Below are 15,849 nucleotides of genomic sequence, written 5' to 3' on the forward strand. Positions count from 1 at the left end.
CGGCTCCCGGATCACCCGCGGTCCGATCCGTCGTCGATCCGGTAGCCGACCCCGGGAACGGTCGCGACCAGCCACGGTTCGCCGAGCCGTTTGCGCAGCGCCGAGACGGTGATGCGCACGGCGTTGGTGAACGGGTCCGCGTTCTCGTCCCAGGCCCGTTCGAGAAGTTCTTCGGCGCTGACCACCCCGCCCTCGGCCGCGACGAGCACCTCGAGGACGGCGAACTGCTTCCGGGTGAGCGCGACGTACCGGCCGTCCCGGTAGACCTCGCGGCGGAACGGGTCCAGCCGCAGCCCCGCGATTTCCCGCACCGGCGGCCGGTTGTGCGCGCGCCTGCGGTCGAGCGCGCGCAGCCGCAGCACGAGTTCGCGCAGCTCGAACGGCTTGGTGAGGTAATCGTCGGCGCCGAGTTCGAAACCGGAGACCTTGTCGTCGAGCCGGTCGGCGGCGGTGAGCATCAGGATCGGCATGCCGCTGCCGGACGCGACGACGCGTTTCGCGATCTCGTCGCCCGACGGGCCGGGGATGTCCCGGTCGAGCACCGCCATGTCGTACGCGTTGACGCTCAGCATTTCCAGCGCGGTGTCCCCGTCCCCGGCGAGGTCGGCGGCGATCGCTTCCAGGCGCAGCCCGTCCCGGATGGCCTCGGCCAGGTAGGGCTCGTCCTCGACGATCAGCACACGCATGTCCTCGATGCTACGAGCAGGCGCGTATCGCTGGCATATCCGAAACCGCGTACGTGCTGGCAACACCGTTTCGCCTTGGCTGACCGCTATGACCCGCAGCGAATCAGCACGACGCCCGGCTCTCGCTGTTTTCCGGAGAACCGTCCGCCGGGTGCTTCGCCGTCGCGGCGCGCTCACCGAGGCCGACGGAATCGTCCCGCACGGCACGACGGTGTTCGCCGAAATCCCGGCCGTGGCCAATCTCGACCCGGCTTTCCTCGACGCGCTGCGCCGAGCGGCGAAGGACGCCGCGAACGACGGCGTCGAGTTTCGCGTCAACAGCGGCTGGCGTTCCCCGGCGTACCAGAATCAGCTTCGGCGCAGGGCGATCGCCAAATACGGTTCGGAGGAGGAAGCCGCCCGCTGGGTAGCCACCGCCGACCGGTCCGCGCACGTACTGGGGAACGCGATCGACCTCGGCCCTTTCGAAGCCACGGCCTGGCTGTCGGAAAACGGTGCCGCGTATGGACTTTGCCAGATTTACCGCAATGAACCGTGGCACTACGAACTTCGCCCCGAAGCCATCCTCCATGGCTGCCCGCCGATGTACGCGGACCCGTCGCAGGATCCGCGGTTGCGACGTTAAGCCGGAAAATCCCGTGCCATTCGTGATCGTCTTCGTGACAATCGCTGGTCATGGAGGAAGTCGAAGTCGTCGTCGCCCACCACGAACGCGCGACCCTGCGCGTCGGCGACGTGTTCCTGAAGGTCGACACCGACCAGGCGCGCGCCGACGCCGAGGTCTCCGCGATGGCGCTGGCCCCGATCCCGACGCCGGAGATCCTGTGGCGGAAACCGCCGGTGCTCGCGCTCGCCGCCCTGCCCGGACGGGAACTCGGCCGCCCCGGCAAACCGTCGACCGCGTCGCCGGCAGCCTGGGCCGCCGCGGGTGCCGCCGCCCGGAAACTGCACGACGCGCCGCTGCCGCCTTCTCCCGGTTTACACCCCGACGAACTCGCCGAGGACCTCGACCGGGAATGCGCGGAGCTGATCGCGAATGATGTCCTCCCCGCCGACCTGGTCACCCGCAACCACCAGATCGCCAAGGCGGCACTCCGGCCGTGGACCCCGGTGTTCACGCACGGCGATTTGCAGGTCGCGCACATCTTCGTCGAGGGCGACGAGGTCACCGGCGTCCTCGACTGGTCCGAAGCGGCGCAGGGCGACGCCCTGTTCGACCTCGCCGCCTTGACGCTCGCCCACCAGGAACACCTGGCCGACGTCGTGGCCGGTTACGGAGGCGATGTCGACCTCGACGCACTCCGCGCGTGGTGGTCGCTGCGCAGCCTGCGGGTGGTCCACTGGCTGATCGGACACGGCTTCGACCCGGCACCGGAGGTCGCGGTCTTGGAAGCCCAGCTATTCTAGTACTAGAATAGCTGGCGTGCCCGCACTCACCGACGCCGAACTGACCGTCCTCGGCCTGCTCGTCGAGCAACCCCGGCACGGCTACGACCTGGAGCGGGTGATCGAGGAGCGTGGCATCCGCGCCTGGACCGCGCTCGGTTTCTCGTCGATCTATTACGTCCTCGACAAACTGGCCAAGCGCGGCCTGATCGAAGCCACCGGCGCTCCGCGCTCCGGGAAATCGCGCGCGACCTTCCAAGCCACCCCGTCCGGCGTCGAACTGTGCGCGGACGCCACCCGCGAAGCCCTCACCACCCTCACCCCGGTCCACGCTCGCGTCCTCATCGCGATGGCCAACAGCCCCGGCCTGCCGGACGCCGACGTTCGTTCCGGATTGACCGCACGAGTCACCGCTGTACGCGAACAACTCGCCGAAGTCCGGGCGACGCGCGCCCGGCAAGAACCACTACCGGACGCCGCGGCGGCGATCTTCGACTACAGCGAAGCGATGCTCGCAGCCGACCTCGCCTGGACCGAGAGCGTCCTCACCAAGGAGACCGCGATGGAGAAGTACGACATCAAGAAGGCCCACCGTGCGTTGTATTCGCCGTCGGCCAAAGACTTCACCGTCGTGGAGGTGCCCGCGCTCCAGTACCTCGCCGCGGACGGCCACGGCGACCCGAACACCGCGCCGGAGTACACGAACGCTGTCGAAGCGCTGTACGGAATCGCGTACTCGGTGAAGTTCGCCAGCAAGAAAACCCTCGGCCGAGACTTCGTCGTCGGACCTCTCGAGGGCCTGTGGCAAGCCGACGACCCCAGCGTTTTCCTGACGCGGGACAAGGAAAAGTGGGACTGGACGATGCTGATCAGCCTGCCGGACTGGATCACCGAGGAGATGGTGCGGGAAGCCGCCGAAAGCGTCGCGAAGAAGAAGGACAACCCCGCGGTCGCCGGAGTTCAGCTACGCACGTTGAATGAAGGCACGAGCGTCCAGATCCTGCACATCGGCTCGTACGACGACGAAACGCCCACGCTGCACCGGCTCCACGAGGAATACCTGCCCGAGCACGGCCTGACATTCAACGGCGACCACCACGAGGTCTACCTGAGCGACCCGCGCCGCACCGAACCCGGCAAGCTCAAGACGGTGCTGCGCCAGCCGGTCAAGCCTCTTGGAACACGATCTGCTCCGGCGGAGTCGTGAGCATCAACGTCTGCCGCCGGACGGACAGGAGCGTGCTGAGTTCTGTCGCGTGGCCGTCGGGAATGGTGAAAAGCCGGTCGTTCCGGGTGTCGACGTAGTCCGCGAACCCGGCGAGCGAGACACCGCCAGTTTCGTCCAAGCTCAAATAATCAGCCAAACGGCGGAACAGTTTCGGCAAAAGGACCACATTGTCGCGCAATTGGGTGCGACTGGTCAGCCGGAACCCGCTGGTGGTCACGTCGTGTTCCCACACGCCCTTGCCCGCGGTGCGCGCCGCTACGGACGCGTCCGCCATCGCCTGCCGGAGATCGGGGTACAGCTTGGAGTAGAACGTCGGGTACGCCAGCCCGGTTTCGAGCAGATGGAAATTCGCCGACGCTTTCAGTGTTTTCGGGTCGAGGTGCACGCTTCCGCCGTCCGTGGAGCGCCCCGCGCGCTGGCCGGGAAACGCGAACGCGACCGCACGGCCGTACTTGTCGGCGAACCGGGTCAGGATGTGCCCGCTCGTCTCCCCCGGCGTACTGGTGGAAACGCGACCGCCTTCGTCGCGCTCGACCTTCGTGAAACCGAGGTAGCGCAACAGTTCCGCCCCGGCCGCGTCAGCCAGCTCTTTCGGCTGGTACCACATCTCGGCCCCGGCGACCCTCGGGCGGTAATGCGTCTCGAGCGCGTCGATCCCGTCGAGGCGCAACTGCACCCCGCCCCGGGAATTGGTCCGCACTTTGAGACCGGCGGCGGAAAATGCATCGGCCCGATCGGGATAGAACCGGACGGAATCCCCGTCCGGGGAGGCCCCGACGACCCGGAACTGACCTTTGATCAATGTCAACGGCACGAGAACGACGGTAACTGCCGGACCGGCCGGCAGTTACCGTGTTTCCCGAGCCGTCACCTACCAGCCACTCGGGTTGTTACCAGTTGTCACGCAACGGATTCTTCCGTGCGTGCGGAGTTACTGGCAGGCTTCGCAATCCGGGTCGTCGATCCGGCAGGCGGCTCCGTCGACGAGCGGAAAATCGAAGTCGTCCAGAACGGGGACGGCCGGTGCGGTTTCTTCGGGCGTGGTGGGAGCAGACATATCCGTTGTAGCGCTCAAGATCGCCGAACATTCCGTGACGCCCGCCACAGCTCAGGCCACCCAGTCCGGAAGAATCTTGTCCCCGTCGGCCGTCGCGCAGGCGGGCACTACGCCGGTCCGATACACCCGCGTGCCGCCCGGCGCGCACACGATCGCCGTCATGCCGCTCCGCGCGTCGGCCCGCACCTGCCTCTCCTCGTCCGCAGGCAGCACCACCGTCTCCCCCTTGGCGAGGGACTCGACGACGCCGCCCAGCGTGACCTCCGCCCCGCCGTCGAGAATCGTCCACACCTGCTCCGTGTCGAACGCGTGCACCGGCCCGGCCGCGCCGGGCGCCATCTCCACTCTCCACACCGCCTGCTGACTGCCGCCTTGAGTCGGCGACGCCAGCGTCGTCATCACCGCGTTCGGAGTTTCCGTCCGGCGGCTCTCCCGGATGACTGTCATGCGCTCATCTCCTTGGGTTAAAGTAGACAACCAGGTTGCCCATATAGTCAATGAGGTTGTCTACCTATGTCAAGCGATCCGCCCGGATACGAGCTGCCGCTGCGCCTGTTGTTCGGCTTCCGCAGCCTGATCGACGCCCTGCACGCCGAACTGGCGAAGCAGGGCCACCCCGACGTACGGCCGATGCACGGCTTCGTCTTCCAGGCGATCGGCCCCGCGGGTACGACCGCCGTCGAACTGGGCCGCACGCTCGGGGTGACCAAGCAGGCCGCGGGCAAAACGATCGACAGCCTGGAACGGCTCGGCTACGTCCACCGGGAACGCGACCCCGGCGACGGTCGCCGAATGCTGGTGCGGCTGACCGACCGGGGGCTCGACTGCCTGGCCAAGTCAGCGCGGATCTTCGACCGGCTGCGCTCGGAGTGGTCGGAGACCTTGGGCCCCGACCGGCTGCGCGCGCTGGAGGAGGATCTGCGGAAGGTCGCTTCGCCGGAGTCCGCGCGGCTGGATTTGCCGGGGTGGTTCTCCGGCCACTGAGCGGCCGATCAGGCGTCGCAGGTATCGAGAGCCAGCTTCTCCAGGGGCGAGACGTAGATGCCGTGCTCCGCGAGGGCCGTTTGGTCCGGCGGCGCTCCGGCCCCGAGGCTGGTTAACTTCCGCTGAATCGACGGGTGCGCCTGCTCAGCGACCTGCCGACGTTCACCGCTGGTCCGGCACGCGATGATCCGGCCGGTACCGCTCGACGGCTTCCAGACCGACCAAAATGGACAGTTCGCGCGCCGCGCTGACCGGGTCGTCCGGACTGTGCAGCGCGAACGTCCACACCTCCGTCATCAACGAAGGCTGATCGGCGGAACCGTCGCCCCTCGCAACGCCAGCGCGTCGATCGTCACCGGCCGGTACCGCAGCGCCGACAGCCGCTCCACCATCGTCTCCAACGGCGCTTCCACATCCGTACCGAAGAAAAACGCCCACTCATGCTCCGGCGAGCCGAAGTAAACCGGCGTCGGGAAGACTTCCTCGAACCGGTGCCAGCACTTCACCAACGTCGAGTTCCGCCACAACGTCGGGCACCCGCCCTGGTACGCCACCACCCCGCCCGGCGTCAGCAACGACCGGCACTTCGCCAAGAATTCCTTGCCGTACAACCGGTTGTGCTGAGCGTCCGTATCGTCCTGCTCGTCCGGAAGATCCACCAGCACCACGTCGTACTTCTCCGCGCAAGTGTGGACGTACTCCCACCCGTCGGCGTAATGCACCCGAACCGGCCCCTCGCCGCGCTCCGCCCGGGCCAGCTCAGCCGACGAGTACCCGTACGGAAGATGCTCCGCGCACAACCGAACCGCCTCGGCGTCGATGTCCACGTGATCGACCGAAGCCCCCGCCTCGGCCGCGATCTGGCACACCACGCCTTCGCTGGAACCGACCACCAGCACCCGGTCCACAGTGGACGCCAGCAGCAGTGCCGGAACCAGCAACGCCTCGTGGTACACGAGCTGGCTGAACTCGGTGCTCTGCCGCTCGTCGTCGCAGAACAGCGAAATCCCCTGCGCCGTTTTGCCGATCACCAGGTGCTGGTAGGCGGTCCGCGTGTCGACCAGCACGTCCGAAACGTGCCACTGCCTGGTCAATCCCGCACCGACCGGTTCCTCGATGTTCAACTGTCTTCCTGTCCTCTGTGGATAGTGGTGACCCGCGAAACGCTCGCGCCGAGCAAGTCCCGCAGCAACTGAACGGCCAGTTCCGGATCCGCCTTGCGCCCGCACGTGAACACATCCACGAACGCCGAGCCGCGCTCCGGGTACGTGTGGATCGAGGCGTGCGACTCCGACAGCAACGCCATCGCCGTCACCCCGTGCGGTTCGAACTGTTTGTGCGTCACTTCGCACACTGTCGCGCCGGCCTTGTCCAGCGCACGTTCCAAGCTCTCGCACAGAAACGCCGGGTCGTCGAGCAATTCCGCGGACACCCCGGAAAACTCGGCCAGCACATGCCGTCCGGCGAACTCCCCCACCCCACCGGATTCCCCGCCGATGAAGTACGACCGCAGCGGGGGGAAACCGTTGAACGACACCGAAGAGTAGCTTTGCGTGTACGCCCCTGCTCCCGGAATGTCGACGTGATCCCCGGCCCGCAACGCCATCGGGAGCCGATACGGCGTGCGCTGATAAAGCACGTCGTCCCCGTCGCAAGTCGGCCCGGCAACAACGACCGGCCCGTCCGGACCGCCGTCGTGCGCAGTGACCAATCGGTACGCGATCGCCTCGTTCTCCGTCTCGGCGAGCCCGCCGTACCGGCCGATGTCGAGGTACACCCAACGCCGCTCGTCCGCCGAGGACTTGCGCGACACCAGCACCACCTCGCTGCGAATCACCCCCGCCGAGGCCACCACCGCCCGCCCCGGTTCGAACGACAACACTGGCGCTACCGCGAAATGCCGCCCCACCGCCTCGCGAATAACCGCCGCGTACTCCGCCAACGGCGGCGGCTCAGTCAGATAACCGACCGGAAACCCGCCGCCGATGTTCAATCCCCGCAACGAAACCCCGCGCTCCGCGACCGCGCGAGTCACCTCGGCCGCAGCAGCGATCCCGGCTTCCCAAGCCCGCGGATCGACATGCTGAGACCCGACGTGGAACGCGACCCCCTCCGGATCGAGCCCCAGCTCAGCCGCCCGAACCAGCAGGTCGGCCGCCATCTCGGCACTGCACCCGAACTTCCGCCCGAACGGCGTCAACGCCCCGGGACTGTCCACCAGAATCCGGCACGAAACCGTCGCCCCCGGCGCGAACTCGGCGAGATTTTCAAGATCCGCAAGGCTGTCAAAGGTAAACCGCCGCACCCCCACGCGGTGCGCGAACGCGATGTCGCGCGCTTTCTTCACCGTGTTGCCATAGGACAACGACTCAGGCCGCACCCCTTGCGCGAGACACAGTTCGATCTCCTCGCGCCCAGCAACGTCAAACCCCGCCCCCGCTTGCCGAAGGACCCGCAGCACCTCCGGAGCCGGATTCGCCTTGACCGCGTAGTACATCCGCGCTTCCGGCAGCACCTGCTGGAGCCGCTCGCAGTTCCCGCGCACCACGTCAAGGTCCATCACCAGACACGGCGTCGGCGGCTGCCGTTCCTCCAGGAACGCCTGGCAACGCTCCAGCACCTGCGAGAACCCTTCAGTCACAACGCCCGAGTATAGGTTCCGCCAGCTCCGTCAGCCGCACCGCAGCAACTCCCCGAGCCTCCGCCGGGCAAACCCTACGAACGGTACACAGTCCATTACTTGACAGTCCGCAGCGCCGATCTTCCCCCGCCGCACGCCGCCGGTCTCCTCGAATTCCGCCCCGACCTGAGGAAAGAAGCGCCCGTTGTCGCCGGTCCGCACCCACACCCGCTCCCCGTCCACAAGGTACGGAAACCGCCGAACCTTACGCCGATGACGCGGCACCAGAGATTCCGCGTAGTGCAAGAACGAGTTCCGATCATGCCCTACGCCGAGCAGCAAGATCTGTGCCCGCTCCCGATACAGCCACTCGAACGGCGACCCCGGCCCCACCGCATACGCGAGCGGCTGCCGACGCGTCCCCCGCACCCACGTACTCCACTTTCCCCAACGCAGACAACGACGAATGCACAATCACCGCCCCGCCACTCGCCACCCCCAGCTCCCGCACCCCCGCACACACCACATCCGCGTCCACCACAACCGCCACACTCCCTCCCAACCCACCCAAGACGACCACCCCGCCCCAGCCCCTAGCCCCCCGCCGCAGTTAGCAATGGCTCGGCGCTGTCGAGAGCGCCGAGCCAGTGCTAAACAATCAACCGCGAGGGAGTCACCCCACTTCACCAAGCAACGGGAAGCTTCTGCACCCCATAAATATTCTGAAACTCAGGCCGCAGCGAAACCTCGCCCGCCACCCGCAACCCCGGAAACCGCCGCGCCAGCGCGGGCAGCGCCACAGTCATCTCCACCCGAGCCAGCTGCTGCCCCAGGCACTGGTGAATCCCGTGCCCGAACCCCACGTGCCCGGTCGCGACCCGCCGCACGTCCAGCTCGTCCGGCCGCTCGAACTTCACCGGATCCCGGTTGGCCGCCTGCACCGACACCACCACAGACTCCCCGGCCCGGATCACCTGCCCGCCGATCTCCACGTCCTCCAGCGCGGCCCGCACCCCGGTGTGCGCGATCGACAGATACCGCATCAGCTCCTCGACCGCCGCGCCCGCGGCCTCCGGCTCGTCCCGGACCACCGCCCACTGCTCCGGATTGCTCAGCAGCGCGTACGTCCCCAGCGCCAGCATGTTCGCCGTGGTGTCCAGCCCAGCGGCCAGCAGGAACGTCCCCAGTCCCGCCAGTTCTTCGTCCGTCAGATCGCTGCTGGTCAAATCGCTGAACAAATCGTCGGTCGGAGAAGCCCGCTTCGCCGGGACCAGCGAGCCGACGTACTCCTGCAGCCCGGCGTAAGCCGCCATCCGCTCTTCCTCGGCGAGCTCCACATCGTTGATCGCCGCGGCGTCCCCCAGGAACGACGCCCGATCCGAATAAGGCACCCCGAGCAATTCGCAAATCATCACCGCGGGCACCGGATGCGCGTAGGCCTCGAGCAGATCGACCCCGGGCCCGGCCTGCTCCATCGCATCCAGGTACTCGCCGGAGACCTCGGCGACCCGGTCGCTGAGCAACCGCATCCGCCGGACGGTGAACTTCCCCGTCAGCAGCTTCCGGAACCGGGTGTGCTCCGGAGCGTCGATCCCGGTCATGTCCCCGACCGGAGCCGGCGGCAATTCGGTGAACTGCTCCATGCCGGGAAACGGGTAGTGCCACAATTCGTACCGGTTGCTGAACCGCTGGTCCCCCAGAATCGCCCGGACCTCCGCGTGCCCGGTGGCCAGCCATCCGAGGTGCCCGTCCGGGAACGCCATCCGCGTCAGCGGAGCCCGGTCCCGCACCGCGGTCAGCGACGGCGGCGGATCGAACGGGCATCCCTTCGCCCGCCCCATCGGAACCCCTTGCACGATCTCTTCGCCGGTCATCCCCCATACCCCTTTCAGTGGGCGTATTCGCGATTGAAAAGCTTCTTGGACCAGAGATAGCCGCCGATGCCCATCACGGCGCACCAGCCGAGGGCGAACCACAGGTGGTTGCCGAGCGGTTTGTCGAGCAGCAGCGCGCGCAGGGTCTCGATGATCGGGGTGAACGGCTGGTATTCGGCGAACCACCGCAGCGCGCCGGGCATCGAATCGGTCGGCACGAACCCGCTGCCGAGGAAAGGCAGGAGCAGCAACGGCATCGGCGTGTTGCTGGCCGATTCGACGCTCTTGCTCACCTGTCCGAGCGCGACGCACAGCCACACCAGCGCGAGCGCCACCACCACGAGGAACCCGACCGCGGCGAGCCACGAACCGACCCCGGCGGCGGGCCGGAACCCGACCAGCAACGCGACCCCGGTGACCACCACGAGCCCGAACAACGCTTGCAGCACACTGCCGAGCACGTGCCCGGTCAGCACCGAAACCCGGGCGATGTGCATGGTCCGGAACCGGGCGATGACGCCTTCGGTCAGGTCCATCGCCACCGAAATCGCCGTTCCCTGCACCGTGGCGGTGATGGTCATCAGCAAGATCGTCGGCGCCACGAAGTTGGCGTATTCGGCTCTGCCGCCCGAAGGCCCGCCGAGCCCGGCGCCGAGCGTCCCGCCGAAGACGTAAACGAACAGCAGCAGGAACACGACCGGCATGCCGACGAGCATGATCGTCAGCGACGGATAGCGGAGCATGTGCTTGAGGTTCCGGCGCAGCATGGTCATCGAGTCGCGCACCGGATGGAACCGCAGGTCCGGTCCGGCGAGAACGGGCGCAGTCATCGGGAAGTCACCTTTTCGTCAGTGGGATTGCCGGTGAGGGCAAGGAAAACGTCATCGAGATCGGGCGTGTGCACGGAAAGTTCGTCGACCTTCACCGACAAGGCGTCGAGCCGGTCGATCAACGCCTTGAGCGAGTGCAGGCTGCCGTCGCTGGGCACGCGCAGTATCAGCGCGTCGTTCTGCCGCGACGCCTCGCTCAGCGCGCGCTGCGCGTGCTCGAGGTCGGCTTCTTCTTCGAAGCGCAGCTGGACGTGCCCGCCGGGGATCTGGCGCTTCAGCTCTTCCGCGGTGCCCTCGGCGACAATCCGCCCGCGGTCGAGCACCGCGATCCGGTCGGCCAGCTCGTCGGCCTCGTCGAGGTATTGCGTGGTAAGGAAAATCGTGACGCCGCCGGCCACCAGTTTGCGCACGATCTCCCACATCGCCCGGCGGCTGCGCGGGTCCAAGCCGGTGGTCGGCTCGTCCAGGAAGATCACCTGCGGGCTGCCGACGAGCGTCAGCGCCAGGTCGAGCCTGCGCCGCATGCCGCCGGAGTAGGTCGACACCGGTTTCTTGGCCGCTTCGACCAGGTCGAACTGTTCGAGCAGCTCGGCCGTGCGCTGACGGCGCGCGGCCCGGTCGAGGTGGTTCAGATCCGCCATCAGCAGCAGGTTTTCCTCGCCGGTGAGCAGATTGTCGACCGCCGAGAACTGCCCGGTGACGCCGATCGAGGCGCGCACCCCGTCCGCTTCCGAGGCGAGGTCGTACCCGGCGATCTGCGCCGCACCGGCATCGGCGTTGATCAAAGTGGACAGAATTTTCACCGTGGTGGTCTTGCCCGCGCCGTTGGCGCCGAGCAGCGAGAAGACCGTGCCGCGGGCGACGGTGAGGTCGATGCCGTCGAGCACGACGTGGTCGCCGAAGGACTTGCGCAGTCCGGTGGCGGCGATCGCCGGCCGGGAATGATTGCTGGGCATAGCTTTTTCTCCAAAGCTGGGATCAGGAACGGTGGATGACGATCTCGCCGAACGCGGTGTGCCCGCGGACCTCGACGGTCTCCTTGGACTCGCCCGCGCTGGCCGAGGTCTCCAGCTGGTTGCGCACCTGGCCGAAGTTGGTCTTCACGTCGAGCCAGGCCGCGGTGCCCTCGGCGATGCCGATCCGCAGATCGCCGATCGCGCTTTCGAGCACGACCGAACCGCGGACGACCTCGCCCAGCCGGATGGCCCCGTTGGACGTTTTCGCGTCGACCCCCGCACCGGCGTGCTCGAGCACGATGTCGCCGTTGGCCGCGCGCACCCGGACGTCTCCGCCTGCGGACTCGATCGCGGTGTCGCCGTTGGAGTTCTTGACCACCACGGTCCCGTCGACCGGGCCGAGCCGGATCTTCCCGGACGCGGTGGAAACCTCGGCGTCGCCCGCGACGCCTTCGACCGTGACGTGGCCGACCGAGGTGTCGAGCCGCAGCGGGCCGGTGCGGTCGAGGCTGACGTTCCCGGCGGCGGTCTTGAGCCGGGCCTGCCCGAGCTGCCCGGTCCCGTGGAAGGCTCCTGCCTGCACCTCGGCGGAAACCCGCGAGCCAGTGGGCAGTTCGACCGTCACGTCGACCGAACGGGTCTTGCGGGAGAAGTCGAACGCCCGCATTTTCGGGCCGGTGATGTGCAGCGTGCCGTTGCTGTACTCGACGCGGATCTGCTTCGCGGTCTTGACGTCGGAGTCGTCCATCTCGTCGGACGGACGGACCTCGACGACCGTGTCGGTGCGGTCGCTCGCGGCGAACCGGACGTGGCCGACGCCGAGGTCGACGGTGACGGAAATCGGTTCGGGAGTGTCGAATTTAGGCATGGTTGTCCCCACATTTCGGATAGGTGTGCCGTCTCCGCAGGTCAGAGACGGGTGAAGGGTGTGGTGAAGAAGAGAGCTAGCGGACCCAGCCGGTGAAGCTCTGCTTGGAGAAACCGCCGCCGGGCGGCTCGAACCGCTGTTCGCGCTCGGGTCGCTGCTGCAGCGCGGCGGTCGCGGCCCGGACGAGCCAGGCGTTCACCGAACGGCCTTCCTTGGCGGCGGCCTCTTCGACCGCGGCCTTGAGCTGTTCGGGCAGCCGCACGTTGATCCGCGCGGACGGGCCGTCCTCGGAGAACAGCGGTTCGGCCTCCGGCACCGGATCGGCCGCGGCCGCGGGTGCGGCGGGCTGAGCGGGTTCGGCGGGCGGCGCGGTCACGACGAAGTTCGGGTCGCGGCCGCGCAGGCGCAGTTCGACCGAGCCGGGCGCGAGGTCCCGGGTGATCTCGTCGACGGCGCCGGACAGGGTGTCCAGGAGGGTCATCCGGATCGCCGATTCGAGCGATCCGGTCAGCCGCTCGACCAGCGCGCGTCCCTCTTCGCCGCCGGCCTCGGCCAGCGTCGCGAATTCCCGCCCGAGGTTGCTTACGTACGTGGTCAAGTCCATGGCACCACTATGGCACACGCTTGGCACCACCACAAGCCATCGTGGCTCAGTTTGGCACCACTTCGGCACACGAGATGGCAAAAGACCAGGTCAACACGTGGTGCCACGCAGAAAAATTCAGCTACCTGGCCGCCTTCGCGACCGGCAGATCGATCCCAGCGCGGAAGGTAGGGCACTCGTCCAGGGCACCGTCGTGCCCGCAGGTCATGAGGTGATGCAGGTACGCCTGAGCGTCGAGCAGCCGTGTCACCTGCTCCTGGATCGCCTCGATCCGGGCGGTGACCGTGCTCCGCCAGTCGTCAGGTTTGCCGTCGACGCCGAGCAGCGCCGCGATGTCGTCCAGGCTGAGGTGGCCGGTTTCCCGCCAGATGCGGATCAGCGCGATCCGGTAGAGCTGGTCCTGGTCGTAGAACCGCCAGCCGGAGCGGCGGTGCGGCTCGATCAGTCCGCAGCTCTCCCAGTAGTGCAGCGTCGACACCGGCACGTCGAAGCGCGCCGACACCTCGCCGATCGAGTACAGGTCCATGCCCTATTGCACCGCACTGAGCCACTCGGAAGCAAGGTTAGGCTAAGCAAACATTTCACTGGCCCCGCGGACTCGGAGCCAGGATTCCGGCCGGGAGGCCCCTAGTCAGCGGCCACGATCCGCTCGACCGCGGCGGCGATCAATTGCTCCCGCTCCGCTTCGGAGAAGACGTCCGGCAACGTCAACTGTTCGACGATCAGCCAGTTCAACGCGAGAATCAGCAGTTTGACCGCCGTGGCGTCACCAGGCAGCCCGGACGCTTCGTGGTGCGCGACGTTCGCCTCGACATCAGCCCGGACGCGCTCCGTCAGCACCCGGCGCAACTCCGGCCGTCGAGTGGCTTCGAGCCGCAGTTCCAGCAACGCGAGATACCCGGGGCGGAACGCGGCGATCCGGCTGACCAGTTCCCGCATCAACTGGGCATACGACTCCCGGTCCGCGCGCCCGGGCGGGATCGAGTCGTCGTCCGGCTGCAGCCGTTCGTACACCCGAGCCCCGGCCTGCGTGAAAAGCTCGTCCCGATTGGCGAAGTAGTTCGACGCGGTCCCCGCGGGAACGCCGGCCTCCCCGTCGACCGCCCGGAACGTCAGCCCGCGCGCCCCCTCCCGCGCCAGCACCTCGATCGCCGCGTCGACGAGAGCGGCCCGTCGCTGGTCGTTCCTCCGCACCATTTGACACCACTCCAGTTGTAGTTGTACGGTTCAAACCACTTCAACCATAGTACTACAGATGGAGTTACCAGATGCGAAAGCTCGTGTACTACATCGCGGTCACCCTCGACGGCCGCATCGCCGGACCCGGAGGCGAATTCGACTTCTTCCCGCAAGGCGATGTACAGCAGACCGCCGCCTACATGGGGTTCATGACCACGCTGTACCCGGAAACCGTCCCGACCGCCTTCCGCGCCGGCGCCGGAGTCGAGGACGTCCCGAACCGCCGGTTCGACACCGTCCTGATGGGCCGCGCGACGCACCAGCTCGACCCGGCCGTCCCGAGCCCCTACGCACACCTGCGGCAATACGTCGTGTCGAGCACCCTGAAACCGGACGTCGACCCAGCCGTGACTGTGGTTCCCGGCGATCCGGTCGGCCTGGTGAGAGACCTGAAGAAGGAGGAAACCGGAAAGGACATCTGGCTGTGCGGCGGCGGCAAGCTGGCCGGGGCGCTGCTGCCGGAGATCGACGAGATCGTGCTGAAGAGCTACCCCGTGGTGGCCGGTGCGGGCATCCCGATGGTGGACGGCGGGTTCGACCCGACGGTGTTTTCCGTGGCCGAACGGACAGCCTTCCCGAACGGGGTCACGGCTACCCGGCTGGTGCGGAGCTAGGGGCGCGAAAGCCGCGTTGAGTGCCCGCATAGCACCCAACGCGACGAACGGTGACGGCCCGGTTTCCGTTGCGCGGCAACGATTACTCAGTTGAGCTGATCCGGGTCAGGACCGGTGCGCAGGCCGCGGTCGGCGGCGGCGATCGCGGCGAGGTCGCCGTCGGTCAGCTCGAAGTCGAAGACGTCGAGGTTCTGCCGGATCCGGGCGGGCGTCACCGATTTCGGGATCACGATGTTGCCCAGCTGCAGATGCCAGCGCAGCACCACCTGTGCCGCGGATTTCCCGGTGCGCTCGGCGATTTCGGTGATCGCCGGGTCGGTCAGGACCGCGCCCTGGGCGAGCGGGCTCCACGCCTCGGTCGCGATGCCGTGCTCGGCGTGGAAGGCGCGCAGCCCGGCCTGCTGGAGGCCGGGGTGCAATTCGATCTGGTTGACCGCGGGCACCAGGTCGCTGTTGTCGAGCAGGCGGCGCAGGTGCGCGGGCTGGAAGTTGGACACGCCGACGGCGCGGATCCGGCCGTCCTTGGCGAGGTGTTCGAGGGCGCGCCAGGTGTCGAGGTAGCGGTCGCGGGCGGGGGTCGGCCAGTGGATCAGGTACAGGTCGGCGTAGTCGAGACCGAGTTTGGCGAGGCTGGCGTCGAAAGCGCGCAGGGTGGAGTCGTAGCCCTGGTCGTCGTTCCACAGTTTGGTGGTGACGAAGAGGTCTTCGCGCGAGATCCCGGACTCGGCGATGGCGCGGCCGACGCCTGCTTCGTTGCCGTAGATCGCGGCGGTGTCGATGCTGCGGTAACCGGCTTCGAGAGCGCTGGTCACCGCGGCGGCGGTCTGGTCGTCCGGGACCTGGAAGACGCCGAAGCCGAGCTGCGGGATTTCGACGCCGTTGTTGAGACGTACCTTCATCGGA

20 protein-coding genes and 1 pseudogene are annotated in these 15,849 nt (G+C 67.6%); 5 read left to right on the forward strand and 16 right to left on the reverse strand.

What is annotated here, in order from left to right:
• Window positions 1-11 precede the first annotated feature (11 nt).
• Complete coding sequence (locus tag ACWGIC_RS08450) at window positions 12-686, reverse strand: response regulator transcription factor (RefSeq protein WP_452075240.1); 675 nt, start codon at window positions 684-686, stop codon at window positions 12-14.
• A 151-nt stretch (window positions 687-837) separates the two neighbouring features.
• Between ACWGIC_RS08450 and ACWGIC_RS08455 the strand changes: the two genes are divergently transcribed.
• The 3 genes from ACWGIC_RS08455 to ACWGIC_RS08465 are packed head-to-tail and all read left to right on the forward strand — an operon-like array spanning window position 838 to window position 3,279.
• Complete coding sequence (locus tag ACWGIC_RS08455; protein ID WP_452075241.1) at window positions 838-1,311, forward strand: M15 family metallopeptidase; 474 nt, start codon at window positions 838-840, stop codon at window positions 1,309-1,311.
• A 50-nt stretch (window positions 1,312-1,361) separates the two neighbouring features.
• The gene (locus ACWGIC_RS08460; protein WP_452075242.1) at window positions 1,362-2,093 is read left to right on the forward strand and encodes a phosphotransferase family protein; all 732 of its coding nucleotides are present in this window, start codon (window positions 1,362-1,364) and stop codon (window positions 2,091-2,093) included.
• 16 nt (window positions 2,094-2,109) lie between these two features.
• Window positions 2,110-3,279 (forward strand): GyrI-like domain-containing protein, encoded by a 1,170-nt coding sequence (locus tag ACWGIC_RS08465; protein ID WP_452075243.1) that lies wholly within the window; start codon window positions 2,110-2,112, stop codon window positions 3,277-3,279.
• Here ACWGIC_RS08465 and ACWGIC_RS08470 read toward each other — a convergent pair.
• Complete coding sequence (locus ACWGIC_RS08470) at window positions 3,239-4,114, reverse strand: nuclease (RefSeq protein WP_452075244.1); 876 nt, start codon at window positions 4,112-4,114, stop codon at window positions 3,239-3,241. The genes ACWGIC_RS08465 and ACWGIC_RS08470 overlap by 41 nt on opposite strands.
• 294 nt (window positions 4,115-4,408) lie before the next feature.
• Complete coding sequence (locus ACWGIC_RS08475) at window positions 4,409-4,804, reverse strand: cupin domain-containing protein (RefSeq protein ID WP_452075245.1); 396 nt, start codon at window positions 4,802-4,804, stop codon at window positions 4,409-4,411.
• Window positions 4,805-4,870: 66 nt separating this feature from the next.
• Between ACWGIC_RS08475 and ACWGIC_RS08480 the strand changes: the two genes are divergently transcribed.
• The gene (locus tag ACWGIC_RS08480) at window positions 4,871-5,341 is read left to right on the forward strand and encodes a MarR family winged helix-turn-helix transcriptional regulator (RefSeq protein WP_452075246.1); all 471 of its coding nucleotides are present in this window, start codon (window positions 4,871-4,873) and stop codon (window positions 5,339-5,341) included.
• Window positions 5,342-5,503: 162 nt separating this feature from the next.
• Here the strand turns inward: ACWGIC_RS08480 and ACWGIC_RS08485 are convergent, their stop codons facing one another.
• From ACWGIC_RS08485 to ACWGIC_RS08540, 12 genes and pseudogenes are all read right to left on the reverse strand, one after another.
• Window positions 5,504-5,638 (reverse strand): hypothetical protein, encoded by a 135-nt coding sequence (locus ACWGIC_RS08485; protein WP_452075247.1) that lies wholly within the window; start codon window positions 5,636-5,638, stop codon window positions 5,504-5,506.
• Complete coding sequence (locus ACWGIC_RS08490; protein WP_452075248.1) at window positions 5,638-6,465, reverse strand: spermidine synthase; 828 nt, start codon at window positions 6,463-6,465, stop codon at window positions 5,638-5,640. Before ACWGIC_RS08490 ends, ACWGIC_RS08485 begins: the two co-directional genes overlap by 1 nt.
• Window positions 6,462-6,839 carry an adenosylmethionine decarboxylase gene (gene speD / locus ACWGIC_RS08495; RefSeq protein WP_452075299.1) on the reverse strand — a complete coding sequence of 126 codons (378 nt, stop codon included), beginning with the start codon at window positions 6,837-6,839 and terminating at the stop codon, window positions 6,462-6,464. Before speD ends, ACWGIC_RS08490 begins: the two co-directional genes overlap by 4 nt.
• 75 nt (window positions 6,840-6,914) lie before the next feature.
• Window positions 6,915-7,901, reverse strand: a pseudogene (locus tag ACWGIC_RS08500) (type III PLP-dependent enzyme); the annotation flags it as partial.
• 111 nt (window positions 7,902-8,012) lie between these two features.
• Window positions 8,013-8,435: an AAC(3) family N-acetyltransferase gene (locus ACWGIC_RS08505; RefSeq protein ID WP_452075249.1), complete on the reverse strand. Its 423-nt coding sequence runs from the start codon at window positions 8,433-8,435 to the stop codon at window positions 8,013-8,015.
• Between the two features lie 209 nt (window positions 8,436-8,644).
• A complete protein-coding gene (locus ACWGIC_RS08510) occupies window positions 8,645-9,835 on the reverse strand; it encodes a cytochrome P450 (protein WP_452075250.1) in 1,191 nt (396 codons plus the stop codon).
• Between the two features lie 14 nt (window positions 9,836-9,849).
• On the reverse strand, window positions 9,850-10,665 hold the full coding sequence (locus ACWGIC_RS08515; protein ID WP_452075251.1) for an ABC transporter permease: 816 nt from the start codon (window positions 10,663-10,665) through the stop codon (window positions 9,850-9,852).
• On the reverse strand, window positions 10,662-11,621 hold the full coding sequence (locus ACWGIC_RS08520) for an ATP-binding cassette domain-containing protein (RefSeq protein WP_452075252.1): 960 nt from the start codon (window positions 11,619-11,621) through the stop codon (window positions 10,662-10,664). The genes ACWGIC_RS08515 and ACWGIC_RS08520 overlap by 4 nt, the downstream gene beginning before the upstream one ends.
• Window positions 11,622-11,643: 22 nt before the next feature.
• On the reverse strand, window positions 11,644-12,489 hold the full coding sequence (locus ACWGIC_RS08525; RefSeq protein ID WP_452075253.1) for a DUF4097 family beta strand repeat-containing protein: 846 nt from the start codon (window positions 12,487-12,489) through the stop codon (window positions 11,644-11,646).
• A 76-nt stretch (window positions 12,490-12,565) separates the two neighbouring features.
• Window positions 12,566-13,093, reverse strand: coding sequence for a YlcI/YnfO family protein (locus ACWGIC_RS08530; RefSeq protein ID WP_452075254.1), 528 nt, complete (start codon window positions 13,091-13,093; stop codon window positions 12,566-12,568).
• A gap of 121 nt (window positions 13,094-13,214) precedes the next feature.
• Window positions 13,215-13,619, reverse strand: a complete 405-nt coding sequence (locus tag ACWGIC_RS08535; RefSeq protein ID WP_452075255.1) for a MerR family transcriptional regulator — start codon at window positions 13,617-13,619, stop codon at window positions 13,215-13,217.
• Between the two features lie 101 nt (window positions 13,620-13,720).
• Window positions 13,721-14,290 carry a TetR/AcrR family transcriptional regulator gene (locus ACWGIC_RS08540; RefSeq protein ID WP_452075256.1) on the reverse strand — a complete coding sequence of 190 codons (570 nt, stop codon included), beginning with the start codon at window positions 14,288-14,290 and terminating at the stop codon, window positions 13,721-13,723.
• Window positions 14,291-14,361: 71 nt separating this feature from the next.
• Here ACWGIC_RS08540 and ACWGIC_RS08545 point away from each other — a divergent pair, with 71 nt between their 5' ends.
• Window positions 14,362-14,946 carry a dihydrofolate reductase family protein gene (locus tag ACWGIC_RS08545; RefSeq protein WP_452075257.1) on the forward strand — a complete coding sequence of 195 codons (585 nt, stop codon included), beginning with the start codon at window positions 14,362-14,364 and terminating at the stop codon, window positions 14,944-14,946.
• An 86-nt stretch (window positions 14,947-15,032) separates the two neighbouring features.
• Here ACWGIC_RS08545 and ACWGIC_RS08550 read toward each other — a convergent pair whose 3' ends face one another.
• On the reverse strand, window positions 15,033-15,845 hold the full coding sequence (locus ACWGIC_RS08550) for an aldo/keto reductase (RefSeq protein WP_452075258.1): 813 nt from the start codon (window positions 15,843-15,845) through the stop codon (window positions 15,033-15,035).
• Window positions 15,846-15,849 lie beyond the last annotated feature (4 nt).

The organism is Amycolatopsis sp. NPDC054798 (genome assembly GCF_053611505.1).

Bases quoted from the DNA above. Each gene is read 5' to 3' on its own strand.
- ACWGIC_RS08450 (WP_452075240.1), bottom strand. From the start codon at position 686: ATGCGTGTGCTGATCGTCGAGGACGAGCCCTACCTGGCCGAGGCCATC.
- ACWGIC_RS08460 (WP_452075242.1), top strand. From the start codon at position 1,362: ATGGAGGAAGTCGAAGTCGTCGTCGCCCACCACGAACGCGCGACCCTG.
- ACWGIC_RS08475 (WP_452075245.1), bottom strand. From the start codon at position 4,804: ATGACAGTCATCCGGGAGAGCCGCCGGACGGAAACTCCGAACGCGGTG.
- ACWGIC_RS08480 (WP_452075246.1), top strand. From the start codon at position 4,871: ATGTCAAGCGATCCGCCCGGATACGAGCTGCCGCTGCGCCTGTTGTTC.
- ACWGIC_RS08485 (WP_452075247.1), bottom strand. From the start codon at position 5,638: ATGACGGAGGTGTGGACGTTCGCGCTGCACAGTCCGGACGACCCGGTC.
- ACWGIC_RS08510 (WP_452075250.1), bottom strand. From the start codon at position 9,835: ATGACCGGCGAAGAGATCGTGCAAGGGGTTCCGATGGGGCGGGCGAAG.
- ACWGIC_RS08515 (WP_452075251.1), bottom strand. From the start codon at position 10,665: ATGACTGCGCCCGTTCTCGCCGGACCGGACCTGCGGTTCCATCCGGTG.
- ACWGIC_RS08520 (WP_452075252.1), bottom strand. From the start codon at position 11,621: ATGCCCAGCAATCATTCCCGGCCGGCGATCGCCGCCACCGGACTGCGC.
- ACWGIC_RS08525 (WP_452075253.1), bottom strand. From the start codon at position 12,489: ATGCCTAAATTCGACACTCCCGAACCGATTTCCGTCACCGTCGACCTC.
- ACWGIC_RS08530 (WP_452075254.1), bottom strand. From the start codon at position 13,093: ATGGACTTGACCACGTACGTAAGCAACCTCGGGCGGGAATTCGCGACG.
- ACWGIC_RS08535 (WP_452075255.1), bottom strand. From the start codon at position 13,619: ATGGACCTGTACTCGATCGGCGAGGTGTCGGCGCGCTTCGACGTGCCG.
- ACWGIC_RS08540 (WP_452075256.1), bottom strand. From the start codon at position 14,290: ATGGTGCGGAGGAACGACCAGCGACGGGCCGCTCTCGTCGACGCGGCG.
- ACWGIC_RS08545 (WP_452075257.1), top strand. From the start codon at position 14,362: ATGCGAAAGCTCGTGTACTACATCGCGGTCACCCTCGACGGCCGCATC.
- ACWGIC_RS08550 (WP_452075258.1), bottom strand. From the start codon at position 15,845: ATGAAGGTACGTCTCAACAACGGCGTCGAAATCCCGCAGCTCGGCTTC.